This window comes from Pseudomonas salicis, assembly GCF_057128705.1.
On record NZ_JBSKHU010000009.1, the window covers coordinates 215,344 to 242,056 of the forward strand.

At 53.6% G+C, this 26,713-nt stretch carries 18 protein-coding genes; 13 read left to right on the forward strand and 5 right to left on the reverse strand.

Features of this window, described 5'->3' with window-relative positions:
• The first annotated feature begins 296 nt into the window (after window positions 1-296).
• Window positions 297-1,412, forward strand: a complete 1,116-nt coding sequence (locus ACWKWE_RS27815; protein WP_483852334.1) for a GlxA family transcriptional regulator — start codon at window positions 297-299, stop codon at window positions 1,410-1,412.
• 210 nt (window positions 1,413-1,622) lie between these two features.
• Here the strand turns inward: ACWKWE_RS27815 and ACWKWE_RS27820 are convergent, their stop codons facing one another.
• Window positions 1,623-2,222, reverse strand: coding sequence for a short chain dehydrogenase (locus ACWKWE_RS27820; protein WP_483852335.1), 600 nt, complete (start codon window positions 2,220-2,222; stop codon window positions 1,623-1,625).
• Between the two features lie 106 nt (window positions 2,223-2,328).
• On the opposite strand from ACWKWE_RS27820, the gene ACWKWE_RS27825 reads away from it, so the two are divergent.
• The 4 genes from ACWKWE_RS27825 to ACWKWE_RS27840 all read left to right on the forward strand — a co-directional run bounded on the left by ACWKWE_RS27825 (window position 2,329) and on the right by ACWKWE_RS27840 (window position 7,680).
• Window positions 2,329-3,249: a LysR family transcriptional regulator gene (locus tag ACWKWE_RS27825; protein ID WP_483852336.1), complete on the forward strand. Its 921-nt coding sequence runs from the start codon at window positions 2,329-2,331 to the stop codon at window positions 3,247-3,249.
• 413 nt (window positions 3,250-3,662) lie between these two features.
• Window positions 3,663-4,913, forward strand: coding sequence for an ergothioneine biosynthesis protein EgtB (egtB, locus tag ACWKWE_RS27830; RefSeq protein WP_483852337.1), 1,251 nt, complete (start codon window positions 3,663-3,665; stop codon window positions 4,911-4,913).
• 231 nt (window positions 4,914-5,144) lie between these two features.
• The gene (locus ACWKWE_RS27835; protein ID WP_483852338.1) at window positions 5,145-5,378 is read left to right on the forward strand and encodes a hypothetical protein; all 234 of its coding nucleotides are present in this window, start codon (window positions 5,145-5,147) and stop codon (window positions 5,376-5,378) included.
• A 283-nt stretch (window positions 5,379-5,661) separates the two neighbouring features.
• Window positions 5,662-7,680 (forward strand): DUF262 domain-containing protein, encoded by a 2,019-nt coding sequence (locus ACWKWE_RS27840; protein WP_483852339.1) that lies wholly within the window; start codon window positions 5,662-5,664, stop codon window positions 7,678-7,680.
• A 126-nt stretch (window positions 7,681-7,806) separates the two neighbouring features.
• Here ACWKWE_RS27840 and ACWKWE_RS27845 read toward each other — a convergent pair whose 3' ends face one another.
• Entirely contained in the window at window positions 7,807-8,715 is a 909-nt protein-coding gene (locus tag ACWKWE_RS27845; RefSeq protein ID WP_483852340.1) for a LysR family transcriptional regulator, read from the reverse strand.
• Window positions 8,716-8,855: 140 nt separating this feature from the next.
• Between ACWKWE_RS27845 and ACWKWE_RS27850 the strand changes: the two genes are divergently transcribed.
• From ACWKWE_RS27850 to ACWKWE_RS27865, 4 genes are all read left to right on the forward strand, one after another.
• Window positions 8,856-9,701, forward strand: a complete 846-nt coding sequence (locus ACWKWE_RS27850; RefSeq protein WP_483852341.1) for an alpha/beta fold hydrolase — start codon at window positions 8,856-8,858, stop codon at window positions 9,699-9,701.
• A 54-nt stretch (window positions 9,702-9,755) separates the two neighbouring features.
• Window positions 9,756-10,502: an SDR family NAD(P)-dependent oxidoreductase gene (locus tag ACWKWE_RS27855; RefSeq protein WP_483852342.1), complete on the forward strand. Its 747-nt coding sequence runs from the start codon at window positions 9,756-9,758 to the stop codon at window positions 10,500-10,502.
• Between the two features lie 76 nt (window positions 10,503-10,578).
• The gene (locus ACWKWE_RS27860; RefSeq protein WP_483852343.1) at window positions 10,579-11,691 is read left to right on the forward strand and encodes an alkene reductase; all 1,113 of its coding nucleotides are present in this window, start codon (window positions 10,579-10,581) and stop codon (window positions 11,689-11,691) included.
• 28 nt (window positions 11,692-11,719) lie between these two features.
• The gene (locus ACWKWE_RS27865; protein ID WP_483852344.1) at window positions 11,720-12,358 is read left to right on the forward strand and encodes a glutathione S-transferase family protein; all 639 of its coding nucleotides are present in this window, start codon (window positions 11,720-11,722) and stop codon (window positions 12,356-12,358) included.
• Between the two features lie 1,748 nt (window positions 12,359-14,106).
• Here the strand turns inward: ACWKWE_RS27865 and ACWKWE_RS27870 are convergent.
• Together ACWKWE_RS27870 and ACWKWE_RS27875 are read right to left on the reverse strand one after the other, a co-directional pair.
• On the reverse strand, window positions 14,107-14,655 hold the full coding sequence (locus ACWKWE_RS27870) for a hypothetical protein (RefSeq protein WP_483852345.1): 549 nt from the start codon (window positions 14,653-14,655) through the stop codon (window positions 14,107-14,109).
• 260 nt (window positions 14,656-14,915) lie between these two features.
• Window positions 14,916-20,243 carry an ATP-binding protein gene (locus ACWKWE_RS27875; RefSeq protein WP_483852346.1) on the reverse strand — a complete coding sequence of 1,776 codons (5,328 nt, stop codon included), beginning with the start codon at window positions 20,241-20,243 and terminating at the stop codon, window positions 14,916-14,918.
• Window positions 20,244-20,462: 219 nt separating this feature from the next.
• Between ACWKWE_RS27875 and ACWKWE_RS27880 the strand changes: the two genes are divergently transcribed.
• Window positions 20,463-23,099, forward strand: a complete 2,637-nt coding sequence (locus ACWKWE_RS27880) for a P-loop NTPase (RefSeq protein WP_483852347.1) — start codon at window positions 20,463-20,465, stop codon at window positions 23,097-23,099.
• A 4-nt stretch (window positions 23,100-23,103) separates the two neighbouring features.
• Here ACWKWE_RS27880 and ACWKWE_RS27885 read toward each other — a convergent pair whose 3' ends face one another.
• Window positions 23,104-24,015, reverse strand: a complete 912-nt coding sequence (locus ACWKWE_RS27885) for a LysR family transcriptional regulator (protein WP_483852348.1) — start codon at window positions 24,013-24,015, stop codon at window positions 23,104-23,106.
• 111 nt (window positions 24,016-24,126) lie between these two features.
• Here ACWKWE_RS27885 and ACWKWE_RS27890 point away from each other — a divergent pair, with 111 nt between their 5' ends.
• The 3 genes from ACWKWE_RS27890 (at window position 24,127) to ACWKWE_RS27900 (ending at window position 26,547) form a co-directional block, all read left to right on the forward strand.
• Window positions 24,127-24,969 (forward strand): oxidoreductase, encoded by an 843-nt coding sequence (locus ACWKWE_RS27890; protein WP_483852366.1) that lies wholly within the window; start codon window positions 24,127-24,129, stop codon window positions 24,967-24,969.
• Window positions 24,970-25,135: 166 nt separating this feature from the next.
• Window positions 25,136-25,513, forward strand: a complete 378-nt coding sequence (locus ACWKWE_RS27895; protein ID WP_483852349.1) for a DUF2513 domain-containing protein — start codon at window positions 25,136-25,138, stop codon at window positions 25,511-25,513.
• Between the two features lie 191 nt (window positions 25,514-25,704).
• Window positions 25,705-26,547: a hypothetical protein gene (locus ACWKWE_RS27900; protein WP_483852350.1), complete on the forward strand. Its 843-nt coding sequence runs from the start codon at window positions 25,705-25,707 to the stop codon at window positions 26,545-26,547.
• The last annotated feature ends 166 nt before the right edge of the window (window positions 26,548-26,713 follow it).

A 26,713-nucleotide genomic window follows, 5' to 3' on the forward strand; every position in this document is an offset into this window, starting at 1 on the left:
TACTAACTTGCGATTTCATACTTTTCGGATACTTGTTGCAGTCCTAGAGCTATCCCGCGGTTTAATTTTAAACGCCCCATCTTTTCAAAAACAGAGAACGCTGCTATAGGATTGTTTAGAGGAGTGTCCCGCTGAGATTCAACATCTTCTTCAGATAGGCACGCCGTGCGTGATGTGACAAAGAAATCTCCGGATAATGTGGCTGGAACAGCATTTATGATAGTGCAGCCAGGTGACAAGGTGTTCCAGAGAGTGCAGGGAGTCGAACCTACTTACACTGCTTCGTCGGAGCATCTATGCGTAAAGTCAGTGTTGGAATACTGGTGTTTCCCGGATTCCAGTTGATAGACATCGCTGGTCCGAAAGACGCGTTCGCCCAAGTAAAGCATTTGAGCGATGGCGAATCGCAGTATGACATGCACACGATTGGAACCACGCGCAGCCCTGTCCGGTCATCCAGCGGCCTGGCAGTGATTCCTGAACGCACTATTTTTGACCCATGCCCATACTTTGACACGATTTTGATACCGGGTGGGATGGGGGTCTTTGATGTCTACGATGACTCCACACTCCGCGACTGGCTTCGTGATAGGCGCAGTGACTGTCGTCGGATGGTTGCGATCTCAAATGGGGTTTTCATCCTGGGCGCCGCGGGCTTGATTGATCGGCGGCCGGTTGCCGTTCATTGGACATACGCCTCGCGCTTACGCGAAATGTTTCCGATGGTTCACATCGATCGTGACCAACTCCACGTTGTGGCCGGGACGCTGTATACCTCGGCGGGTACCACTGCCAGCACTGATCTGTCCCTCATGATGATCGAGGAGGATTTCGGAAAGCAGCTTGCCACAGATGTAGCCAGATATCTGGTTGTGTATCTCCGTCGAGCCGGAGGGCAGTCTCAGTTCAGTCCACTCGTAGAGCTGCAGGGCGAAGTGACCTCTCAAGTTGGCGTGGTTCAGGCATATATCCTGTCTCACCTTGACCAGAGTCACAGCCTCCATTCACTGGCTGAGCGGGCACACATGAGTGCTCGAAACTTGAGCAGACGCTTTGCTAGAGAAACAGGCGTGACACCTATGGCTTACCTAACCGACGCCCGGGTTGATGCCGCGAGGCGCTATCTAGAGGTGTCGCATCTTCCGATCAAGGAGATAGCCGCTCAGTGTGGTTTCGACAGTGCGATGAGCTTACGACGTAGCTTCGTAAAACGCCTATTTATCAGCCCGCAGGAATATCGTCAGCGTTTTCAATCGGAAGGGGCAGGTGATGTTCTGTCATCTGAGTCTTCCCCCTCAGGCGATGCTTGGGATGCGGTAACCCCTCAGATCTCGCCGTCTCCGCAAGCCTTTCAGCCTCAAGATGCAACGGAGTGGGATTCCGGAGTGGGATATAGGGGCGTCTTGAGGTGAGGCTGAAACTGGTCAACCCTTTCAGCTCCGCGCCACAATCCGCCGTTGAGGTGCGGTACCAGCAGGTCTTCTGGAGAAAGTATCGATGCTGTAAAAGGCTCCAGGCCTCCTGCCGCTAGAACGGGTAGTGCAGCGACGGAAGGAGGCAGTCAGACTGCCCCCCACGTTGGTTCATTCTACGGGCGCTGATAGTTCGCAGCGTGTGTCAACTCAAAATACGCGATACACCTGCCCGGTTTGAGCACCCTCCACACTGCGCACATACCCGACAGCCACGCGCCGCGCGCTAACGGGCTCAAATCCGTTAAATGTGGGTGCGTACAGATCTTTGGTTTCATCAACGATGCCGGCGCTGACAACGTTGATGCGAATTCCGCGGGGCAGATCAACTGAAGCTCCGCGCACGAAACCTTCAAGGCCTGCGTTGACCAGGGCCGCGGAGGCTCCGCCAACAACCGGCTGCTCGCCGATGATACCGCTCACCAACGTTATGGAGCCGCCTTCAGACAGGTATTTCACAGCATGCCGGGCAAGATTGACTTGCCCAAGCAGCTTCGCGTTCACGCTGAAGTGCAACTGCTCGGTAGTCATGTCGGCCAGGCGACCAAAATGCAGTTCCCCTGCAGCCGAAACCACAGCGTCGAACTGGCCCAATTCTGAAAACGCCCGGACGATGCTCTCTTCGTCAGTGATGTCCAGTTGAACATCTGCGCCTTGACGTCCTGCGCGAATGATCTCGTGACGGTCACCAAGTTCTTTTTCGATTGCTCTTCCTATAACACCGGATGCGCCGACCAAAAGGATTTTCATGCTGCACCTCATTGTTCACAAAAAAGCCGTATTAGGCTTGGTGAATCGAGTATATGGAGCGCTGCAGAGAGCTAGAATACCGAGTTCACAGAAGGTCTGTTCGCATATGAAAACAATCCTAGGGATCGCAGACAGCGCTCTGATTTTTGTTTCGGTGGCCACTGAGGGCAGCTTCACCCGTGCGGCGGCGCACTTGGGCTGCTCGAAAGCTCACGTGAGTTCACAGTTGGCGGCGCTCGAGTTGGACTTGGGTATACAGCTGGTTCATCGCACTACCCGGCGCTTGATCCTGACGGATGCAGGACGCCTGTATTTGGAATATGCCAAGCAGTTGCAGGAGACACTTGTTGAGGCGGAGCGGGCTGTTTCATCTACCCGCTCCGAGGTCTCTGGGCAGCTTCGTATTTCGGCACCGACTTCCTTCAGTGAGCTGGTGCTGCCTGAGCTACTAATGGGCTTCTGCGAGACGTATCCAAACATAAAGCCTGTGGTAGATGTGACCCCAGTCCACCACGACCTCAGGGATCAAAAATTCGACGTCGCATTCCGCGCGACTCACAGGCTCGACGACTATTTGGTGGCTCGCCCTATTGGTGTGGTGCAGGAGCGCGTGGTGGCCACTCCAGGTCTCATCGAGGCTGCGGGAACGGTAGACGATCCTGCCGATCTCGTTCACTTGCCCTGCTTGGTAAACAGCCATTTCGGAGATTCTCCGCACTGGCTGTTCGCAAGAGAAGGTGAGCGAAAGTCGGTAACCGTATCGGGGCCTTTCGTTGCCAATACCTATCAAGCAATACATCGTTTCGCCCTAATGGGCGCAGGTGTGGCGAAGCTTCCCCTGTTTATGGTCGCGCAAGACATTGCCCAAGGAAGGCTCCAGCTACTTTGCAGCGATTGGGCTGCCCCCACTTTGCCCCTGTATGTCGTTTACGCAGGACAGCGCCATTTGCCGCTACGCATCAGGGCGTTTGTGGATTTTGTTGTTCAATGGTTTGGCGATGATTCGCGCCGATGCCTTTTCTCCTGACCCGTTTTTCTGATTTGAGCTTTGTATGCAAGGCCTGAAAGGTCTGCTTATCCGTTAAGCAAGCACCTTCTGGGATTATTTTTGGCCCCACCGCGGGTTCGTGCGCGTTAGGTACAAATCCTGATTGTTTGATCCAATCTAGCGACGGTGGAACTGACAAAAATATCCCAACATTTACCTATCTTGAAAAGCAGACGTCCAGCGGTAGCTCCATCTTGAGTCGCTACGCACGATGCATCTGGAGGGCCCGCGGAAGGTTTGGCAATGGCCGTTTAACAGGCTCGCCTTGCTTGAGGAGCGCCTTCCAAGACGGGTAGAGGGGATCTATCACTCCGCCCAGCAGGAGCGTGTGGTTGGTTTACTTTTGCGCACGTCGGGAGTCTTGCAGACACTTATATTTGGAAACGATTCTAATGCACGCATCCGCTTCAAATTTCGATTCGATATCAAATAAACATGACCTTGCTACCCGATACGCTGCCGTACGGGGGCAGACGGAGACGCTCATCAGTACTCTGACTCCCGAGGACATGGCGGTGCAATCTATGCCGGACGCAAGTCCCGTCAAATGGCACCTTGCGCATACGACGTGGTTTTTTGAAACCTTCGTACTTCAAACCAATGTCCCTGAATACGAGGCGTTCGATGACTCGTATTCGTATCTGTTTAACTCGTACTATGACGCAGTGGGACCACGCCATCCACGTGCTGCCAGGGGGCTGCTCACCCGGCCATCAGTGGCCCGGATCATTGAATATCGTGAATATGTCGACTTGCATGTCATGGCATTGCTCAACGTTGTGATTCCCGATGAGCTTGCAAACTTCATAGAGCTTGGTATCGCCCATGAGGAGCAGCACCAAGAGCTGCTGCTCATGGACATTCTGCATTTGTTCAGCGCGTCTCCACTGTCTCCTGCTTTTGACGCTGCCTGGCCGAGGCCTAGTGCAGGTCGTCGTGGAAAATTCATCCCGATGCCGGCAGGCATCAATTCAGTGGGCCATGACGGGGCCGGGTTCGCTTTTGACCATGAAGGGCCAGCCCATCAGGTACTGCTACAAGAGTTTGAGATGTCGGACCGCCTTGTCACAAACGGGCAATGGGTCGAATTCATCAAGGATGGTGGGTATCAAAAACCTCAGTATTGGTTGGCCGATGGATGGGCCAAGATCCAAGAGGGCGGATGGCGCAGCCCACTCTATTGGGAACTCCACGATGGTATGTGGTCGCAGATGACGCTGCGTGGCAAAGAGCCTCTCAATTTCGACGAGCCCGTGACTCATGTGAGCTACTACGAGGCGGCCGCGTTCGCAGATTGGGCGGGCGCTCGACTACCTACGGAGTACGAATGGGAGGTAGCTGCTGGCCGTGGAGTTCTTGAGCAGACCTCTGAAGTCGCTTGGCAATGGACTCAAACGGCCTTCAATTCGTATCCGAGGTTTCGCGCAGCTTCTGGAGCGATCGGTGAGTACAATGGGAAGTTCATGGTGAACGTAATGGTGCTCCGCGGCGGGGCAGGTATCACCCCTAAAGGCCATACCCGTTTGACTTACCGAAACTTTTTCGGGCCTGACAAACGATGGATGCTGTCGGGGGTACGTCTGGCACGCGATACGCCAGACCTGACCTTATTGAGCGGACCTGAGAACCCAGATGGGGTTTAGAAACCACCGCGCTTCAAGATGCCGATCATCGTCCTGAAGAGGGGAGCGCTCGTGCCCTTTAATCGACCACAAGTGCTTTCTATCGAGATAGAGCCGTTGCGACCCCTTATCGGCGATGCTGATATTGGGTATTCGTCAGTCTGTTTTTTCATTGTCGATGCTCCCCGTTAACTTGACCCTCAACGGAACGAGCCATCCGGCTCCTCCAACAAGTCTGCGGAGATCTCGATCATGAAAAAATCCATCGCTATCGGTTTTGCACTTTCGATCCTGGCTGCTGGTTCTGCTTTTGCCAGCCCTGCAAAGGATCATTTGCGCTCCGTAGAGTTAGCCTCCATCTCGACAATGCGTGGCGATCAGGCGGCCAGCAAAAATGCCGTCAAGCCATTCGCTCCCCAGGCATCAGGTAGCGTCATCGTTGCCGAAAACCGCAAAGAATTTGGTTCTCAATACCAGCGCTACTGAGTTCTTTCGGATTGAGGATCAAAAGCCCGGCAGAAGCCGGGCTTTTTATTTAAGTCGGTGCCAAGCGGTGGAGGTCGCACGGTCGCGACGCTCGTGATCACCCCGGTAGCAAGGTGTTTGGGTCTCAGAAAAGGAGCGGTGATCCGAACCTAATGGTAAGTCGTGCAACGGCATCGTCCGGTACCTGGGCTTGTCATGAATAGCGATGGTTTGATATTGAAGAGCCACCCACGGATATCCGCATCTATCCAGATTCCGTTCGTTCTCTCTACAAGGAAGGTCAATGCAAGCCAGCGATGCATCACTCCGTCATTTCGGTGAAGTTCTCGAGCACTACAGCTTCTCCATTCCTGATTACCAGAGGGGGTATTCGTGGGGAGAGAGCCAATGGCAAGCGCTCTGGAAGGACCTCCAGAATGTCGTGAACAGCGGGGCTGATCAGCATTTCACCGGCATGATGTTGGTCCGAGAATCCGGAAAAAGAAAAAGGCAGCCCGGTGTCGAGCTCGTGGACGGCCAGCAGCGGTTGCTTACGGTGATGATTCTTGCCAACGTCTTACGGACCGAGCTAGGGGAGTCGCCTCAGAGATATGCGGTAGAATTTAAGGACAATGAAGAGCTCCAAAGCTATTTCAGCTTCTACGCGTTATATGACGCCCGTTTCGAGGTGTCTCTTTCGCGCGAACCCTCAAGTTACGCCTTGAATCTCAAAGCGGCTTCGTCTTTCTTCACCCACCTCGTAAAGAGTATTGCTGTCGAGAGGGCTCGTGAATCTCTAGATTGCCTCCTTGATCGTTTTAGCCTGTTTTTACTTACCGTGTCAGCAACGTTCGATACCCACGTTGCATTTGAGACATTAAATAATCGCGGACGTCCGCTATCTAAGATAGAACTGCTCAAGAATAGGTTGATCTATTTGTCGACAGTTGTTGCTCGTCCCCGTGATGATGCAAATACTTTGCGTATTCAGGTCCACAATACTTGGAAAGGGATCTATCGAGCCCTGGGGCGTAATGAAAAAACGAAAAACCATGATGATGAGTTTTTAATGGCTCATTCAACTGCTTACTTCAAGCGCAGGCGTGAGGCAAACTGGCTGGAAAAAACGTTGTTTGATGATGTTTTTGCTGTGGGTATAGAGTCGACTACGTTTGCCTTTATCCGTGACTACTTGCAGAGTCTGGAGAGTGCGGCCGTATGGTGGTCGCACATTCACTCTCCTTCTTTTTTACCTCAGGGACATCAAAAGCAACTAGACCGCATTGATCATTCAGGATTCGCTTTTTTCAAACCCCTGATTTTGTCAGCCTACTTGCGCGTTTCGTTGGGAGTGCCTGGCGTAACGGTCAATCCACGTGAGCATGCTGCTCAATTGATGTGCGTCGAAGCGCTGCTTGCCGAAATCGAAAGGTTCATCGTGGTTGTTTTGAAGTTATCTGGCGCCAACGGCACGACGGGGAAGGCTGACATGGAGTCGGCTGCATTTACTCTCCTGAAGCCCGGCAGGGACGGCTTTCTCGCTGAAGATTATGGGATCTCGGACCTGGACGGCAAGAGCGCAGTCAATCTGGTCTCCCGCTGGATCAGAGCTTATGTAGGGAATACGGAGCAGGACGACGGCAGTTTCGACGATGATGATTTTCCATGGGAAGGGCTTTTTTTACCATTCCAATTGCAGACACACATTGAACGCCGGTTCCAAAACGGAGATGGTTTCTATAAGTGGGATTTTACCCGGTTAGCATTGTATGAGTATGAAGCGAATTTTCATAAGGGTGGCAATAATCCTGTGAAAATCCCATGGTCCGATTTTCACTTCGATGAGACGGTTGAACATATTTTTCCGCAGAAGCCTACTGGTGACAGTAAGATCTATTGGGATGAGAAAATTCCCGTGGATGGGCGCTCGAACCGCAATGGGCGGATTACCAAAGCATTGCAAAACTCGTTAGGCAATTTGCTGTTCCTATCTCGTAGCAGCAATGCCGCTGCGTCCAATTCCGCTTACAGCATCAGGCAAGGACGCAGTGAGTCGGGAAAGCGAATCCGCTTTGAGAACTCGAGTTATTCCGCAACGGAAGTGTCCCAAGTATTTCGCGAGTGGAACGTGCAAAGCATCGCGGTACGGGGTGTCGCACTGCTCAAGTTTATTGAGGAGCGTTGGGATATAAAGTTGACGGACACTCCCGAGGATCTGAAGAGCTATATACCACTGTGTTTTGGACAGCACAGCCAAGCAATAAAAGAGGGGAAAGCGGGGAAGCTCTCATTGCGTGGGCTTAAGATCAAGCTTGGCAAATAGTTTCGTCTGAGCGGAGTGTGATACTGCTCTGCGCGAATGCGCAGAGGGGGATTTTTCGGAAATCCCTTTTAGCTTGTCCTGCTCACTTGAGCTATTTGGTCTTGATGCGCTTCGTTAGAGGGGCTATCAGTCTCCCGCTTTAATCCGACCCGTTCTTTTGATCAGGTCTTGCACTCTGGATACGAATAGTTTGAGCATCGTTGAAGTATTCGTGCGGTTGTACCCGATCATCAGGTCCAGTGTCGGTGGTTCGCCGCGCAACGGGCGGCTGGTGACGGACCAAGGCAGGAAATTCTCGGCGTAGGCGGGCAGCAGGGCGACACCGCGTGTCGAGGCGATCAGCGACATCGCCATGGTTAGGTTGTGGATACGATGGCTGGGCGTGATATCCAGCCCGGAGGCCTTCAGGTAGTTTTCGATGGCCAAGCGCATTGGGTAGGCGATGTCCGATGCGCCAATGAAGACTTCCCCCGCAAGATCCCGCACATCGACGTCTTCGGCTGCTGCCAGTCGATGATCGCTGGGCATGACTACCACGAAAGGCTCTTTGGCCACGCTGATGTAGTTCAATTCCGGCGTGTTGTGTTCTTCCCGCAGAAAGGCGATGTCCAGTTTGCCGCGCATCAGGGCCTCGGCCAGGTCAGGGGAATATTGGCTGGAGACCGTCATTTCCATGTTAGGCAACTGGTCGCGGAGTAACCGGGTGGTCTCCGGGAGCCAGTCCACTTCTTGTCCAGTGAGAAAACCCACTGCGAATGTTGGCTTGCTGGGGTGCGCCGAACGGCGGGCCGCTTCCACGCCAGCTTCGACCTGACCCAGGGCGAGGCGCGCATGGTCTAGAAAGGCTCGGCCTGCGACCGTCAATTCAATACCTCGAGCGCTGCGCACCAGTAACTGGGCGCCGACCTCGTCCTCCAAATCCTTGATCTGCCGGCTCAGCGACGGTTGCGAGGTGAACAAACGCTTTTGCGCCGCCACGGTGACGCTGCCTTCTTCCGCCACAGCAATGAAATAACGTAGGTGACGCAGTTCCATAGTCTCGACCTTAGCATGTGGGCATGCCTTACAGGCATGGGCACCAGCCTACAAAGTCTTATTCAACCACGCAACCAACGCCTAAATTGGCTTCAACGGCAACGGAAAACCGTTGTGTAACCTAACTACCGAGGCCTGCCATGCATACTCATCAGACTGCTCCGACTCAATACGTCGACGCCAACGGCATTCGTTTCGCTTACCGCCGTTTCGGGAAACAGAGGGGCGTTCCAGTGGTGCTCAACATGCACTTCACCGGCACCATGGACCACTGGGATCCGCTGGTCACTGATGGATTGGCGCAGGAGCGCGAAGTGATTCTGTTCAACAACACAGGTATCTCTAGCACATCGGGGGAAGTCCCGACTTCAGTCGAAGAAATGGCGGCCAATGCTGCGCACTTCATCAAGGCTTTGGGGTTGCAGCAGGTGGATGTATTGGGCTTCTCCCTCGGTGGTCTGGTGGCTCAGACCCTGGCGATTGCTGAGCCTGCGCTGGTTCGGCGTCTCGTGCTGGTCGGCACTGGTCCTCGCAGCGGGGAGGCGATGGCTTCGCTGACACCTGAAGCCGTTGACGTGTTCACTGCGACATATCAGAACCCTGATGACCTTTGGCTTGGTGTGTTTTTCACCCGGTCCGAAGCGAGTCAGGCGGCGGGCCGCGCTTTTCTCCACCGCTTCCGTTTGCGTGCCGAGGGCCGCGACCCCGAGGTGAGTGAGAGCGTAGCGCCAGCCCAACTGGCGGCGCTGGCGAAGTGGGGCGCGCCGCAGGATAAACCGTTCGAGTATCTGTCCGCGCTGCACCAGCCAACACTGGTTATCAACGGCGACAACGACGTGATCATCTATTCGATCAACTCTTGGCACTTGCAACAGAACATCCCCAACGCCCAATTGATTCTGTATCCCGACGCCAACCATGGTTCGCAGTACCAGTACCCCGAGCGCTTTGTGGGTCACGTCTCGACGTTCCTGTCCGAGCAGTGATTCAGCGCCTGACCCTGTCCCGATTTTCATCATTATCCATTTGAGGAATACATCATGAGCAATTTGACTGGAAAAACCGCACTGGTCACCGGCGCATCCCGTGGTATCGGCCGCGCTAGTGCCCTGGCCCTGGCCAAAGCCGGCGCGCAGGTGCTGGTGCATTACAGCAGCGGCACCACCGAAGCCCATGCGGTAGTCGCTGAAATCCGTGCCGCCGGTGGTCGCGCCGAGGCGGTTGGGGCCGATCTGTCTAAAGTGGACGGGCCTCACACCCTGGCGCAGCAAGTCATCGCGATCGTCGGGGCTCGGCTCGACATCCTGGTGGCCAACGCAGGGGTTGCCAACGCGGCGACCATCGAAGACACCACCGTCGCCGACTTTGATCGCCTGTTCGCCGTAAACGTCCGCGCGCCGTTCTTCCTCGTGCAGCAATTGCTGCCGGTATTACGTGAAGGCAGCAGCGTTGTGCTGTTGTCCTCGTTGGCCGCCCGCGCTGCAGTGGGCAACCTGGCCGCTTATGCTTCGACCAAAGGCGCCATCGACACGCTGGTCACTCACTTCGCCGCCGCCCTCGGGCCCCGCGGCATTCGGGTCAACGCTGTTGCCCCTGGGGTGGTCGACACCGAGATGTCGAGCTTTGCACGCACCGACGCTGGTCGCGACATAACTCTGTCGATGCAGGCCCTGAAAAGTGTTGCGCAGCCCGACGACATTGGGGGAGCCGTGGCTTTCCTTGCCTCCGACGCCGCTCGCTGGATCACTGGCGACACCCTGCGCGTCGATGGCGGCTCCAAGCTCTGAGTCCCCCGTTCCCCCTATTGCCCCAGCCTTCAAGTCAAGTCGCCCGGTGTGCTCAAACCGGGCAGTGGAGATTGTTATGACTCATGTTTCCGATCTGTTCACCCCATTTAGTCTGGGGGCAATCACGCTCAAACATCGCGTGATACATGCACCCACCACACGACTGCGATCCGAGGCCGATGACAGCCCAAGCGAAATGATGGTCGAGTACTACCGCCAACGAGCCTCCGAAGGTGGCTTGTTGATCACCGAAAGTGCCCACCCGTCGCTGGACAGCCGCGGTTACCTCGGTGCTCCAGGCATCTACACCCAGGCGCACGTGGACGCATGGCGCAAGATTACCGATGCGGTGCATGCCAAAGGCGGCAAGATCGTCATGCAGATTGCGCACGATGGTCGGCAGTCCCATGTCGATCTGAGCGAGGGCAGGGCGCCGGTGGCGCCCTCGGTCGTGCCATTTGAAACACAGGTGCTGACTCACAATGGGTGGGTTCCCAACTCGCCGCATAGGGCGCTGGAGACGGAAGAAATTCCGTTGCTTGTCGAGTCGTTTCGACTCGCCTCACTGCGAGCACTGGACGCAGGTTTTGATGGAGTCGAGTTGCACAACGCCAACGGTTATCTGGCCGATACCTTTCTGCAAGACGGCACGAACCGTCGCACCGACCGCTACGGCGGATCACTGGAAAACCGCGTGCGTTTCACCGTTGAAGTGCTTGAGGCCATGATCTCGGTGTGGGGCGCCGGCCGGGTCGGTATCCGAGTGTCGCCAAGCGGGGAGTGGGGCAGCATTTCGGACAGCAATCCGGAGGTGACCTTCGGTTATCTGGCCCAGCGCCTAAACGACTTCGACCTGGCTTACCTGCACGTCATTGAACCTCGTGTCAAAGGCACCGACGAGAACCTCACCGTTTCTCAACAGCCCGTCGCAGCTGCCACGCTACGGAAGGTGTATCGCGGTCCGATCATCGCCGCTGGCGGTTTTGATCGCGACGGCGGCAACGCCATGTTGCAGCGTGGCGACGCTGATGCCATTGCGTTCGGCCGCTGGTTTACCTCCAATCCGGATCTGCCTGAGCGCTTACGCCAAGGCATCCGTCTGACTCCCTACAAGCGTGACGCTTTCTGGGGGGGCAACGAAACTGACTACATCGATTTTCCCTACGCCGAATCCCCGCAAGCCCACTGACTTGCCAACCTATTCCGAGGAACCGATCATGATCACCACGCTTTATCACTCCGGCGGTTCACCCAACTCACGTCGCGTACGTATCTTCATCGCCGAAAAAGGCCTGCAGGTGCCACTGGTGCCTGTGGACCTGGGCAGCAAGGAGCAATTCTCCGACGCTTACAAGGCGATCAATCCGCGCAGCATGGTGCCGACTCTGGTGCTGGGCGACGGCACTTCGATTGCCGAAGTCCCTGCCATCTGGCGCTACCTGGAAGAAGCGCATCCTGAGCACCCGCTGCTGGGGCGTACGGCGACGGAGAAAGCGCTGGTTGCCATGTGGGAGCGGCGCGTCGAACTCGATGGCTTTGCTGCCGTGATGGAAGCGGTGCGCAACGCCGTACCGGGGCTGGCCGGGCGAGCGCTGGCGGGGCCGCACTTCTATGAGCAGATTCCTGAACTGGCCGAGCGCAGCCGCTTGCGGGTAGTCAACTTCTACGCCGACCTGAACCAGCGCCTGCAGAGCGTGCCGTTCGTGGCCGGCGAGTATTTCAGCGCTGCGGACATTAACGCACTGGTCACGCTGGATTTTGCCAAGGGCGCTTTGAAAGTGGCGACCGGCGATGATCATACGGCCTTGCAGGCCTGGTACGACAAAGTGGCTGCGCGGCCAAGCGCTTCGGCATGACTTGAACATGCGCTTTGAGCCTTGCCGGGAGCGCCTGGCAGGTTGTTTTGCTTTTTTGGATTCGACTCAGAGATATGTATCGCTCGCCCGTCGGCCTTGCACGTACTACAGCGGGGAAAACCCAACAGTAAACCCGTTCACAGCTCTTCAAGGTTGTGGGCGTAACGACGAGCGGATCCGGGCAATTTGCGTATAACGCTCGCCAAAACTACCCGTCCTGCCAAGCCTGGCCGGTTGGTTGAGGCGAAGCAGCGGTTAGTCAGGTTTGCTGCACGATTCCTCGATTTGCAAAATGTTGTGCGGGTCTTCCTTTTTACGAGGCGAGCAGAGCGGCGGATCAGGGCTTGATCCCGCCATAAGCCGGGGGCGATGCCATCAATCTATTCTGCTTTGTACGCGGCAGAAGATGTTTGGGGGACGCATTCAAGAGTTTCGTTGAGCAGTTGAGCGTCCAGGCGCTCGCGTTCTCTTGACGCTTCATCGCGAGTCAAAAATACCAAGGGCAAGCGTTGCTTGACTAACGTGTCGTAGAGGTTGAAACCGTCGGAGATGGTAGTGTGCTGAAAGCGGCTTCCGTTGCCGTGCCTGACACTGAGCTTTTCAGTTCGGATCGCTGGCACTATTTCAAATCGCTGTCTCATGCCCCTGCGCCTCAGCTTAATCGTCGGCCCGTGAGCGCGCTAAAGTAGCTCGCGTCATCCTCGTTCATCGTCAAGAATTCGGTGCAATTCAGCCCAGGGGAAGTGGGAAGCGCCATGTTCAGTCGCGCAACCATATTCGTGTTGAAAGGCTTCGCCCGAATCAGATATGAGCTGTCCTTTCATGCATCCTGCACAGACAACTGTTCCCCCGATGAGTGTCCATACGGAACACCACAGGATCATTCTGTGGTTGGTATCCATGACTGCCCCTGTTCGTGATCGGTGGGACACACTAGCGCTCTAGACCATTGAAAGGAAGCTTCGAACGGATATGCGCAAACGAGTGAAGTCGTCCCTCGGGGGAAGATGCTTGTGTTGAAAACCGGCGTTCCACAGGAGCATCCAGAAGCTGGCACCATACGCGATTTTGCAACCCTTTTTTACGGGGGATGGGGATCTACGAGCAATGTAAGACGCGGGGTGGGTTTTCAAGTCGATTTGACTGAGTTTCAAGTCTCTGTCACAGCGACCTGGCATATAGGATACCTCAGTAGGAATTAATATTGTGATGCCTGGCAGGGATCAGTTTTCAATTTAAACTCATGACAAAGTCCACTGCTTCAGATGCTGATTTAGCGGTCCTGTCCTTGATAATAATTTTTGATGGCGCATCCATGAAGTTAGTAGGTTCCTCTTGCACGAGTAGGGAGTCGTCGAAAAAAACCTGTAGCGAGCTTTTCCCCGAAAGGGACTTGTTAAGAGTGTCGCTAACACCCTGGTTGTAAACGCTATTTAGAAATCCTATGACAAAAGCATAAGTCGCAAATTTTACGTAGGGATCATCCGATTCCGATCCATCGAAGCTCATCATGTCCGCAGTTTCAGTCTGGATCAGTCTGTTTTTTAGGTCGTTGATTAATGAGCTTTCTATTGATTAAATTTCTTGGCTATCGCCTAGCTTGATGATTACTGCGCGTTTTCGTGTCGAATATGTGTAGTTAAAGTTGTAAGGCTCTAGGTCTTGTGGTGGGTAGCATGATTCAATAAATTTAACTCCCAGTGCGGTGATTTTTACGTCTCTGATTAGTCCTCGTGCAATTAGCGCCGTTAAGGCGAGTTGTGATATGCTGTCGGTTTGTAGGCGATGAAAAAATCCTTTGGCGTGGCTAGTTTGTTGTGGGAAATGCAAGAGTATCTCGTCAGCGTGTAGGCTTCCCGCAAGATGTCCAGATGTTCAAAGGCCAGCTCTTTTAGACTGTGTATGAAGTGACGTCTATGGGTGACTGGTACCAAATCAAGTGCTATTGCCCGGGTTAGATTCGCATAGGAAGATGTTTTTTCTTCTTCAATATCAGAAACGCAAGCGTCTAGTAGGGCATGAAAATCAGCCGCGTTCAGTTCTGCGTTGATAATTTCTTTATTATTCACGCCATCTCTGTAGAGTAAGGTTCGATGAAAGTCAGTGACGCGCTTTTCGTTCCTTGCCTGCACATAATCACGAGCTGCTTCTAGGCTGATTTTCGTAGCCTCGTATACGGCGTTAGCTCCTGGGCTAAGGCTAATACCCAGTTTGACTGCGAGATCAGCAATCTTAAGAACAGTTTTGACTTTGTCTTTTTTTGACAGACCAGCAGCGTCGTTTAGAAAGTTAGCCATGTGGCAATCCCTTTTCCGGCAGCTTATTTTTGCGCATTCTAACGGAGTCTAACCCACATCTATCCCTTCTTAATCGTAAAACACGATTAGGCATGCCGTCGTCCCAGGTACGGAGAGCGCCTATGTAAGCAGGTTCAATGCACCTGCTTACATTTGGCGAGATAGAAGCGGCTGCGAGGTGCGATCGGTACCATTGATATGTAGGGGCCGAATTGCTGAACTTCTTTGACCGAAGGCTCAGCGACTCTGTAGCAGTCTGGCTATTCACGCATAACCGTGAAGCGAATCCCTTGCTGCTGACTTTCCCTGAAAAAGCGAGTTGACCCAGCAGAATAAGGGTTTGGCAGCTCGTAGACTGCGACATTAGCCCCGCGTACATTCGTCACGTAGAGGATGCGCCAGCGGTTAGCCCCCTCTCCACGCATGGTTACCGCAGCCGTAACCTGAGAGCGCTCCAGGTCGATGTGTCCTGGGTCCGCGACATGGGCTTTTACTTCGTAATGAATGATGCCTTTCGCGTCTGTCACCTTGAAATCGAACCCTTGATCGTTCTCTGGGGGAAGCGCTAGATATTTGCGCCCCATTGAGGATACCCAAAACTCTGGGCGCATATTGCGGTGTTTGTTGGAAAGGTATTGATATGCAGCAAGCTCTCCTGCAAAGCCGATGAGGTCACGTTGCTCCTGACTCAGATATTTAGGATCTTCGGTTCGCAGGCTTGTGCTTCGCCGAGGCGGGCGGACTGGGGGGCGCACGCCAAACGCCTGCAGAATTGCGAGACCCGAGCGTGCTTTGAAATCTCCGCTAGCGAGCGCATCCTGCATGGCTTGAGCAACAGCGTTATGCCAGCCCTGAGCTCCACCATCGATATCTAGCCCTCCAAACTGCAGGCTACGCCGCTCTGTCTGCCGACGTGTTTCACGTTCACGCTCTTCTAAAGCCTCGAAGGCAAGCTCATTATCTGAAAGGTCGAGCACTTCGGGCTCTAGGGTTGCATTCATGTTGTGTGGCCAGAGGCCAGCACGCAGGAGGGCGCTTGGGAGAGTGCTTTCATCGAGAAAATCAAAGTCTAGCGTGCCAGATGCCAGCGCACCCCGGATGAGGCGTTCAGATCCCAGTAACCATAGATCTTCTAAAATCGCAGAGTTCTTTTTCGCCCAGGCTCGAGCCAAACGTTGTAGATGATCTGCTATTCGTGTTAATAGCTGCCTGTTGTGCTGACGGATTACATCGATTGCTGCGCCCGATGGGAACGGGCCAGGCCCCAGATAAGTTGTTACCTGTCTGTCGATCTCAACATCTACAACATTGGAATCGATGTCGTCGAACATCTCTGCCCATTCATCAGGCAGGTGTAGCCATTTCAGGGACACGATCTCGCTATAGATGGGAAGCGAGCCAGCGACATCGATAGATGGCGTGTGTGCATCTCTAACCATGCGTTCAATCGCTGCACGCCGTTGTTCTAACCGGACCGAAAATCTTTCTGAAAGCCTCTTTTTGAATTCCAGCGGAGCCCGCTGTAGTGCGATAAGGCTCGTGTTGAACTTGCTGAACTCAATGTCGAGTTCGCACCGGAGACCATTTAGTGAGTCTGCATCCCTGCACAAATTGACGATTCGCTCGGCTTCTTCGGGTGGGATCCCCCAGCCCGTAAGGGTTGTCGCAACATCAGAGTCGTCTCTGAATTCGTCCGCTCTTTCGACAAGTGTGTTGGCTAAATCTTGGTGCCCCATCGCGTGAACCGAAGGAGTTAAAAACTCCAACAAACGGGGTGTCGTCGCCCGTAGTGAACGCCTGAGCTCGGTAATTCTAGCGACGGGACGTCCCAGCGCTCGAGCGAGTTGCATGTCGGTCGGCGTCCTCAGATCTTCGCCTTCTCGCGACATCTCATTTCCAAATGCGGAAAAGGTTAAGCGGAAAGCGTCGGTCAGCCCCGGGCGGCCTATCGCGGCCGGTACTGCGGATAAAATAATCGACAAAGTCGACCAGCTTAGCGCTTCGCCCTCACACAGAACAGTAGGGTAATGCTCGTTGGCAACGGGGAGGATGCCGTCCAGCTCTTCAGGCAGGCTACTGGTAAGCCCGTCTATAGAAACAGTGATTTCACGGACAAATCGCAATCGCACACGACGGAGTGCCTCGCCTAGTGCCTGGCGCGCACGCAGCGTGTTCTGGTTGTTGAGATTAGAGCTCACTTCCAGTACCAGCACTGCGAGGTCAGCGATCCATTCACTGTTTTTATTTACCAGCAGATCATCCGCAGCACTTGGAAAAAACGGCTCACCATCTGTTGCGATGGCAATTGAATCTTCGTGGATCGGTCGGGCGTTACACCCAAGATTCAAGGCTAAAGCTTTGATACAAGCAGTAGTGGCTGAGCTGCCTACATCAACAGTGATTCGTCCGAAAGACGTCAATATCTGTTGAAAAGTAGGACGTGACCCGTCGTCGATGTAAATTGTCTCTAGCAGGGGAGTCTGTTTGCTCAGGGTCACTGCTACCAGCCCCTCTGCTGTGTCATTCGGGATTACAAGAGTTGACGGCAGGGAAAAGCGTGCCGGGAGTTGAGCATATTCAGTCCAAGCCTCACGATACGCTTTTCGAAAGTCGTCAAGGAAAGCGTCTGATATACCCCTCTGAAGCAGTTGCCCGAGTGCGGCAATGCGCCTTGGCGAGCTTTTGGGATCGGCCCAAGTAGGCACCTGAAGGTTGTTGGATAGCAGCTCCTGTAGGCGGGGATTGCCTTCGATAAGGTCTCGCACGATCCTCTCTGGCCGTGGCACAAATCGTGGGATTTCACCCCTACTGCCTAACCAACATTGCGCTAGAGTCAAACCCTCAAACTCTTCACCGGCTGACGCAGGGATCCATGCCGTGGACCTCAGGAAGGCGGCTATTCCGCTTGGCCACCTCACATCATCAGATCGATAGCCGCGGCGCGAGAGCAAAGCGATCAAGGCGTCAGCGGGTATTTTTGACAGTGTGTTAATAATGAGACGCCCATATGCCAAGCGGGCCGGTCCGTTCATGCTGCTATAGCTCATCTGACCGTATAAAAACGGGACGCCTTTAGTTACATAGGTTCCACTTTGATATGCAAGCTCCCTTGATCCCGACACCGCCTTGCGCCAGCAAGATCCGAGCTCTAACTCGAAAACTTGGGTCGCTAATGAACCCGCCCTCAAACTCCGCCATTCTGCCGATTCCATCCTCACCAAGATACCTTGGCTCCATGGGAGCCCATCTTGAACGCCGGCAATTCTCAGAAAGTCTCGCCAGTCATGTGCGCCATCTCCTGAGCCGGTTTTCCACTCATTCCAATCAGGGAGCATCATTTTAGCTATGCCCGAAATCTGCTTGTCATGAGATGCTTCTTTACAGAGATCTGTCAGTAGATTGCCGAGCGTGTCGCGCCATCCTGCAGAGAAAAAAGCAGAGCTGGCTTTGCCAATTTCCCCACTCGCAAGAGGCACCCAAAGGCCTGCGGCTTTTAGGCCTTCGTCAAATTCCTGGGTGCGATTCAGCTTCCATGTTTTGAATGCCCATGTAAGTACTGAGAGAGCTTCTCTTCGGCGAGGGCGGGGCCCGAGTAAAAATCCCAGTTTGGGAATCAGGTTGACTAGGCGAAATTCGGTGGCTAGTCCAGCTTGAACGAATGCGCCGACCACGTCAGGCGGCCAGGCAAGAGTAGGGTCAGCGAATTCGAGACCATTGGTTATGCAGCTAGGTGGGAAGATGCCCGCATCATCAAGGCGTTTTTTCTTTTTCGCACCCCGCCCTGGATCTGCGTTGATAAAAAATTGTACTGCATTCCCTGGTTCGGACTGCGCACCTTCGGCTCTTACAAGCTTGCGTGCTTCGCTTCTGAAAATGAGCTTGCCCTGAAGCAGCTTCAGAATGTCTTTTCTCTCACTTAGATCAGCGTAAAAATCCTGCCAGCTCGCCGCAGTCGCTTTGCGCTGGCGCTCTAGATCTGCTGCGAGTATAGGCACCCACGCAGCGAGGTGCTCAGGTTGGGGTTCAAGGGAGTAACCCATGTCGTCTGCAAGAACGCGTAAAGCGGCAACACGTCTTGAACCGAGTTTGCGTCGCAGCAATAGCGCGCCTGTGGCCTTGGCGATCCAGGATGCACGTAGTGACCTGTACATCTCATCCTGCCAGTCAAAAACTTTTTTGAGCGCCCCCCAGCGTGCCTGGTTGTCAGGTGGACTCATTATCGGAAGCGGGAGGGTGCCAAAAGCTAGTCCTTTGGCCTTCAGAGCCGACAATATTTGCTCGGTTGGGCGCCAAGCGATCGCATCCACTGCAGCGTGAATATATGAGGCAACTGTAATGTTTGTATTCGCTAGACCATATATGAGGTCAACGCATATTTCAGATGCAATTTTGACAAACTCTTGATTTAAACGGTTTTCGAGGCTCAGACCCTTTCGATCGGGGTCAGGGAAGAACGGCGCATCCAAATGGCCATTGAATGGACAGGGCGTTTCCATCGGTAAAAAAGCATAGTAACGGCCTTCTGAAGCTTCAAATCCCAGCGGAATTGCGATGCTTACCGTAGGGACTCCCTCCCAGTTTCGCCACCGCTCCACCTTATGGCGTTGTTCAACCGCTGCGTTAACTGCTGCTAAAAAGCGAGCCTGGTCGACAGCACGGCTGATAAAAAGGTATGAGCGACCGTCAACCTCGATCTCTTCTATCTCGAGGTTGTCGGCTTTGAGCGGCCGACTCAATGGGTGGCGACGGCGGTTCAGCACCCGGCGTGATGTCACTCCGTTGGCGTCGACTTTTTCAAATATTAATTTGGCAAGCTTGGGGAGGAAGAGGTTTAGAGGCACCCGCTCATCGAAAAGCGATTGCCATTCGCTTTCCATACGGGACACGGCTATGCCGTCGGACAATGGCAATCTTATAACTGTAGCAAATCCCTCCGTTGCATAGTCCTGTACGTCGTCAGGCAACCTGTCGATAACTAGAGGTAGCTGGAGGTTATGGGTTTTGCCGACTGCCTTCTCGGCGAGGGCTGGCGTCGAAAGCTTCATCAGCCGTTTGCGTTGAGCCATCTCATCTGCAAACCGGAAGCAAAATCCATTAAATTTTCCCTCTTTGGGGCTCCCCAGGGCCGAATAGATCTGTGGGTCATCACTGATCAATGTAACGCTACGAAAGCCGAGCCCTTTGTGACCAATGGAATTTCCAGGTTGTTTTCTGCTCCTCGCTGGGTTAACGATTGAATCAATATCTGCCCGTGAGAAACCGTCCCCAGTGTTGCAGACATCTAAGGTGGCCTGCAGTGCGGAAGAGAGATCTAACTTCACTAGGATATGAGCGGGTCCAGGACCTGCGCCATCGTAGGCATTTTGTATGAGCTCACGCAGGATTCGGCCATCATAGAGTGTGGCCGCAGTCTCCGTCAGCTGGCGCATTGAGTCATCTCTTTCGGAGCCGAGCTCTATGCCGTGTAACGTGAGCCTGAGCTCTCGATCAAGGATCTGCTCGAGGTAAGCCGCGGGTGACAGTTCGAGCCGGTCCGAGTCGTTTTCTGACAAGGCGGTTTCCATTGGTACTTCTACGCTGGTGTCCATTAGCTACCTTCCCTAGCAGTGGTGAACTGACCTCAAATAGCTTCGCAGTTTCGCAGCTGATTTGTCCTGCTGTTTTGCAGAAACAATAGGTTTAGGTTGCGCCAGTGAACATGACACCAGCGCACAGCTCGCGCATATTCATGTACTGTTAGCCATACTCAGGTAAAAACCGGCTTTGCCTGGGAAATTTAGGTTTATAAGCATTCCTAGGGACACAGCATGGTTTTAGCGTGGTCAGTGGATGGCAATGATCTTAATACGAAACCCCGGACGGGGGGGGCTATTGCCGAAAAAGGGTTTTTATTCCAGAAGGCCTATGCGCTGGTCAGGCTTACATGGCTCCTAACGGGAGAGAGAAAACTTGTTGAGCTGCGGTATGAAGGTGCTCAGGACGTTGACCTCAGGTTTGTTGGGAATCGTGAGGTCTTTATCCAGGCGAAGGATCACCAGCAAGGCATTCTCAGCTACTCGAAGCTAAAAGATGTCATTGCTGGTTTTGCACGGGACATGATCACCGTTTCGGCTCGACATGGCCAAGGTACCCATTTTCCTGGTTTCCATCTTGTTTGCACAAGTGCCCCCTACGAGGAGGGGGCTTATCAAATTTTGCGACGAGTCTTCATACAGAAACATGCAGAAGCGATTGAACCGCTGATTTCGGAACAGTATAGAGAAAGCCTGGACCAGGCTCAGGTGTTGGAATGCATTATAAAGGTCTTGGAAAATGCGACGTTCGAGATTCTGCTCCATGAGGAAGCGATCGCAGATCTTAATGCCCAAGCGTCTTGGAATCTCGTGAGATTTGGTGTGCCGCCAGAGCATGTCCGGTCGTGTATCACGAGGTTGCAGGCGGCGTTGGTGCCGAGGGCAACCTTTCAGGTTTCAGATGTTGTCGAGAACTTGGTCGGGCTGCCAGATGGGCACCCTGGTAAGGACGGAGCTGCCTGCCGATTGCTTCCAGCTAAGCGCTCACTCGAAATGACGAGCTCGATGCGAACTGCATTTCTTCACGGTGCAGCTCAAAGCTTATGGGCTGCAGTGGCCAACGATCTAGACGTGTCGAGATCTGAGGTTTCGGGAGTAACGCTAGCCTTAACCGATATCCGAGCTTCGGGCGGGATGGTCGTCGTGGAGGGCAATTCCGGCACCGGAAAAAGTGCGCTGGTTCGTCGTATTGCATGGGATGCTCACCAAGCAGGGACTCACTTTGTGCTGGAGGTGGTGGTACCTGGCGAGGTTGATGATGCGAGCTGGAAAGCAATCTTGAGTTTGCTGGTGCTCTCCACCAAACCGTTGCTTCTGATAGTCGATGATGTGTGGCGACATGCCGAGTTCGTCGAGGCTTTGGAGCGACATATCAGACCCGACCTATGTGTACTTGGAACGAGCAGACCTGTGGCTGCGTCCCAGAAATCAGAGATGACCACGCTCGCGGTCCATCCAGTACGCCTCGGACCGCTCTCAACTGAGCTTGTGGAAGAGCTGCGTGATCTTGTCGGTACGGAACAGAAGCCTCCTGTGCAGGTAGGTATTGGTCAAATCGCAAGGTTCATGGAGCATGGGCAACTCCTAGCGTTATCGCTGACGCTTCAGGGAGGATCGTTAAATGAGTTTGCCGCCAACGTACTAAGACCTCTACGTACCAAAGCGGCATTCGGGGGTTTTTTAGACCTCTGCATTCCAGGTGGCTATGACCAATCGGCTCCGCTATCACTATTCGAACGCCTTCGACCAAATGGGGTCGCGTTTTGGAAAGACGAAAGCTTTTTCGGTCTCGTGTCGGTCCAAAAAACCAAAAGCGGAGTCTCTCGCCTAAAGGTTGGCCATTCCCTAGTCGCGCAGGCAATAGTCGAAAACGAGCATGTGAGTATCGTTAATCGAACCATCTATTTTTGCGAGAGTTGCGATCCGGGAATAGTGGCGGAACGAAGGTTTGTGGTGCGTTTGCTACGGGACGTGCTGGCTGACAGCGACTTCGTTGAGGAAGTGAAATCAAAGCGGCAATCTATGGCGGATGGCATCCATAGGCTTTTTGATCACGCTTCCTTCTCAGATGCTCATCGTTTGGCGAAAATGCTCTCGTTACTCGGGCAACCAGCGCTTGAGCGAAAATTTCTCGCTGCGGCGAAGGCGGGCCGCGTAATCGACAGTGTTGACGTCGGCCTGGCATTAAGCTTCAGGCGGCGTGAAGATTATGAGGAACTCTATCCGCGAATGCTCGAATTCTTCGAAAATGAGCCGAATGCTCCAGGCCGGCGGAGATTTGTGTATCGAGTACAAGACCTTGGTTCGCCTTCGCAACAACTAGCGGTTATTGAACAGACTGCGTCTTGGGTAATGAAGCATAATTTTCCATCTGATGAAACTCTCGCCGTTTTACAGTTAGGGGTAAGTGCTAAAGAGAGGGCGGCTACATTACGTTTACAGCCAATGATTCAGGCATATCTCGAATCAGAGGATCCATCGATAGATATTCTCAATACTGCCATCTCCGCTGCTCGGCGTATGAAGATACCTGAGCTGTCGCTCAAGGTGATTCATGGAGTCATGAGGCTCCTCCATAGCACAGAAGTATGGGATTCAAGCCACAGGGATTTAGTGCGGAGGGTTGCGGAGCTTGTTATCCCTGAGCTTGATGAGGTCACCAGAGCCGCTTTAGGGGGGATGATCGTTGCGACATTTGACAACGCTGATAATCCACGGAAGCTGGTGAAAACAGTTACGGCCGCTATTATCGTAGGCGCTACTGATACGATTACGCCAATACGCGATGCAATTAGCGTCATGAAGGCCAATGGATGGGAGGGGGCTGACCAGCTCGAAAGCCATTTCACGCACCGGTTCAAACGCACTTAGGTTGCTACACCAGATCGCTGGGCGTTTTAGACTCTCTTTTTAAGAAGTCGATAAGCGCCCTTAGTTTTTTTGGTAGGTGCGTTTTGTTAAAATAGTAAAGGTACATTATCCCCGGTGCCGACCAATCCTCCAGCGCTGCGATGAGGGAGCCATCTTTGAGAAATGGCTCGACGACTTTCCGGGCTACATATGCAAACCCGAAACCGTCTAAGGCTGCTCGTACAATCAAATCGGTATCATTTGTAGCAACTCGGCCGCTAACCGCGACCTTCACTGACTTTCCGGATCTTTCAAAATCCCATTTAGGCGCCATGCCCGTCTCTGCGTTTCGATAGTTTATACAGTCATGAGCCAACAGATCTTGGGGAAGTTTAGGCAGTCCGTGCCGAGAAACATAGTCGACTGACGCTATGACAACAAACTCCATCGGTGATATGACTGGTACTACGACCATGTCATCGGATAGCACATCGTCATATCGAATGCCTGCATCAAACCCCTGCTTAACAATATCCACCAAACTATTATCCACCGCGATCTCAAGTTTTATGCCGGGGTGCTGTTCGAGGAAACGCTTTAGCAGCGGTTGTATAACGAGTCGGCTGGCGCTCGAGGGGACGTTCAGCCTGAGCGTGCCGGTGGCGTCGTCTGCAGTACTAGAGACACTCTGTAGCGCGGAGTGAAGGTCGTCCATGAGTGGAGCAACCTTATCGATCAGCAGCTTTCCGGCATCCGTAACGCTCACGCTACGAGTTGTCCGCGTCAGCAACTGCACCCCGAGCTCTTTCTCCAACGCTCGAACGGTGTTGCTGATCGTCGATACCGACAGCCCGGTCGCATCGGCGACGTGAGTGAAGCTACGTGCCTGTGCTACCTGCATGAAAATGCGAAGCTGCTGAAAATCCGGATCGGACATTATTTATCCTAGATAAAAAGGTCATTCGGATTATGCGGGTTTTTACGATTAACGAGTAGGTGCAAGATCGTTCCACACCATCCCATCTCAAGAGGCCTCCTCGTGAACTCCATAGCTCCTAAGCCTGTTTGGTTTATCACCGGTTGTTCGACCGGTTTCGGCCGCCAACTTGCGCTGCACACGCTTAATTTGGGATATCCAACGGTAGTCACCGCTAGGAATCCCGCGCAAATCGAGGACATAGCAACATCGTTTCCCAGCAATTCTCTCGTCCTCACCCTAGACGTCACTGACCAGAGCCAAGTCGATGCTGCTGTCGCGGCGGCTGAGGAGCGTTTTGGGCGTATCGACGTCTTGGTGAATAACGCAGGGGTCGGGTATTTCGGCTCCTTCGAGGAAAGCGATTTGGCCGAAGCAAGAAATATGTTCGAGATCAACGTATGGGGGCTTTCAGCCGTGAGCCGCGCTGTGTTGCCTGGAATGCGCACACGCCGCTCAGGACACATCGTGAACATTTCATCGGCTGGAGGCATCGCGGCGTTTCCTGCTTTGAGCTTTTACAACGCTTCCAAATTTGCAGTCGAAGCGATTTCTGAATCGTTGTCTCAAGAAGTTGCACCGCTAGGTCTCAAAGTCCTACTGGTCGAGCCAGGGCCTTTCCGTACCGATTGGGCGGGGCGTTCGGCAAATGAAGCCCCAAGTACCATCGGCGACTATCAGCAGACTGCTGGCGCTCGGATCTCTACGATGCGAGGTTACAGTGGTAGCCAACCCGGTGATCCTGTTCGTGCAGCGGCCGCGATTGTTGAGGCGGTTGAGGCTGAGCATCCCCCGTTGAGACTTCTCTTGGGTAAACTCGCCCTCAGCACCGCACGCAACAAAGTTGCCGCGCTGAGCAGAGACTTCGACGCCTGGGCAGCAGTCAGCGAAAGCGCGGACTTTCCTCAGGAATAGCCAGTTCGTGCGCTGTTTAGGCTGGCAAGGTCAGCGCCTCCGGAACAGGTTTGGTAATGCGACCCGGTAAGCACAAAGCGCTTTCTACACGCGGAGCTAACCAGGTCCTGGTTTGGGCCTGGTTAGCTGATAACGCGCTATTCACACATGGGAAGGGATACCTCTGATGAAATTAGATAAAGACTTGGTGCGAGAAATCCTGCTTGCCATCGAAGATAGCCACAAAACTCCGGACTCTTGGATTGACCTTGCAATTGAGAGCCACAGCGAGGATGAAATCTCTTATCACGTCATGTTGCTGCACGAGGCCGGATTTATCGTGGCGCAAGACCTTTGCTCAATGAGTGATTTTGACTGGCGACCGAAACGACTGACCATCAGAGGGCATGAGTTTCTCGACACTATTCGAGACAGAGAGGTTTGGCGTCTTACCAAAGCAGGAGCAGAAAAGGCCGGTGGAGTGAGCCTTGCAGTGATGCTTGAGATCGGCAAAGCCTATGGTAAGCAGGTGCTCAAGGAGCGCTTGGGGATTGATCTGCCCTGAGCGGGAGTGTCGCCCGTAAGCCGCGCACACCACCGCAGCGAGAACAGTCCGATCGCGCTGCCCCTGATGAGGGTCTTGGATTGTGGGCATCTAACAGCGCTTTGGCTTAGAGATCACCAAACGACGGGGTCTTGTCCTGATTCATCAACTGTAAAAATGTTGGCCTCATTTTTCTTTCTGGAGTGTTGTACATGACGAGTGAGAATCACAAGGTAGGGGTGTGTGCGTTATGTGGTCCTGATTTAGCAGGCGAGAAAATCTTGCGACTGAGTCATTTTTTGCCAAAGGCAGTCTACCGGTACTTCAATCGCTTTAAATTAGAAGGGACAAAGCTGCTTATCCGTCCGAAAGAAGACGCCAAGGTTTTCTCCATGAGCACGCAGGTGGCTCAGCATCTGCTATGCGACGCTTGCGAGCTGCTAATGACAAAACAGGGTGAGGACTACTATTTGTCAGAAATGATGAAGATAGACGTCGACGCCAAGACACAATCACCTGTTTATAAGATCCTGCTCAATGGGCTCGTACCCATCTGGCGTCCAATCAATGATCGATATCCCGATGCGGTACTGAATGCCGGTAGCACTCTGGTGCCGGAGATTGAGTCACGAAAGCTTTACCATTTCGCTATAGGCATGTTCTGGAAGGCGACACTCAAAGGTTGGAAGCATTGCCCTCCAATGCCGCTGGATGCCGCCATCGTGGAGCAGATGCGTCGGTTCCTTCGTGGAGGAGATTTCCTGCAAGATTACATCGTCAAAATTGTTCCATCGTTTTGGAACGCTAAGTTTGCTGCGTCCTTCCCCACGGTGGTCCGCACGCAACCGTTCTTTTCAATACAGTCTTTTGATTTCTACCTCGAAAGGTCAGAGCGCGATTTTCGTAGCGCTACATCACAGGGGGCTGCCCCGATTTTTTATAGCGTCGACCGTAAACGCTCTCACATGGCTTATCAGGGTGCTATAGCAAACTACAACAGGGCCAAGCAGACCAATTCTGCTTTGGGCACTTCACTAACCTGGCTCAACGACTGACCGCAGCTCTTCGGCCTAAGGTGCCAACGTAGTGCCCTCTTGCCGGGACGGACCAACAAGACGTTTCCGAAGCAAGAGGGTTCAAGGCTACCAATACAGCTTGAGGTCCGGACTCCGGGCATCAATAACTCGAACCACTTTTGCCGACGTCGTACGCCACTCAGTG

Bases quoted from the DNA above. Each gene is read 5' to 3' on its own strand.
- ACWKWE_RS27815 (WP_483852334.1), top strand. From the start codon at position 297: ATGCGTAAAGTCAGTGTTGGAATACTGGTGTTTCCCGGATTCCAGTTG.
- ACWKWE_RS27820 (WP_483852335.1), bottom strand. From the start codon at position 2,222: ATGAAAATCCTTTTGGTCGGCGCATCCGGTGTTATAGGAAGAGCAATC.
- ACWKWE_RS27825 (WP_483852336.1), top strand. From the start codon at position 2,329: ATGAAAACAATCCTAGGGATCGCAGACAGCGCTCTGATTTTTGTTTCG.
- egtB (WP_483852337.1), top strand. From the start codon at position 3,663: ATGCACGCATCCGCTTCAAATTTCGATTCGATATCAAATAAACATGAC.
- ACWKWE_RS27835 (WP_483852338.1), top strand. From the start codon at position 5,145: ATGAAAAAATCCATCGCTATCGGTTTTGCACTTTCGATCCTGGCTGCT.
- ACWKWE_RS27840 (WP_483852339.1), top strand. From the start codon at position 5,662: ATGCAAGCCAGCGATGCATCACTCCGTCATTTCGGTGAAGTTCTCGAG.
- ACWKWE_RS27845 (WP_483852340.1), bottom strand. From the start codon at position 8,715: ATGGAACTGCGTCACCTACGTTATTTCATTGCTGTGGCGGAAGAAGGC.
- ACWKWE_RS27850 (WP_483852341.1), top strand. From the start codon at position 8,856: ATGCATACTCATCAGACTGCTCCGACTCAATACGTCGACGCCAACGGC.
- ACWKWE_RS27855 (WP_483852342.1), top strand. From the start codon at position 9,756: ATGAGCAATTTGACTGGAAAAACCGCACTGGTCACCGGCGCATCCCGT.
- ACWKWE_RS27860 (WP_483852343.1), top strand. From the start codon at position 10,579: ATGACTCATGTTTCCGATCTGTTCACCCCATTTAGTCTGGGGGCAATC.
- ACWKWE_RS27865 (WP_483852344.1), top strand. From the start codon at position 11,720: ATGATCACCACGCTTTATCACTCCGGCGGTTCACCCAACTCACGTCGC.
- ACWKWE_RS27870 (WP_483852345.1), bottom strand. From the start codon at position 14,655: ATGGCTAACTTTCTAAACGACGCTGCTGGTCTGTCAAAAAAAGACAAA.
- ACWKWE_RS27875 (WP_483852346.1), bottom strand. From the start codon at position 20,243: ATGGACACCAGCGTAGAAGTACCAATGGAAACCGCCTTGTCAGAAAAC.
- ACWKWE_RS27880 (WP_483852347.1), top strand. From the start codon at position 20,463: ATGGTTTTAGCGTGGTCAGTGGATGGCAATGATCTTAATACGAAACCC.
- ACWKWE_RS27885 (WP_483852348.1), bottom strand. From the start codon at position 24,015: ATGTCCGATCCGGATTTTCAGCAGCTTCGCATTTTCATGCAGGTAGCA.
- ACWKWE_RS27895 (WP_483852349.1), top strand. From the start codon at position 25,136: ATGAAATTAGATAAAGACTTGGTGCGAGAAATCCTGCTTGCCATCGAA.
- ACWKWE_RS27900 (WP_483852350.1), top strand. From the start codon at position 25,705: ATGACGAGTGAGAATCACAAGGTAGGGGTGTGTGCGTTATGTGGTCCT.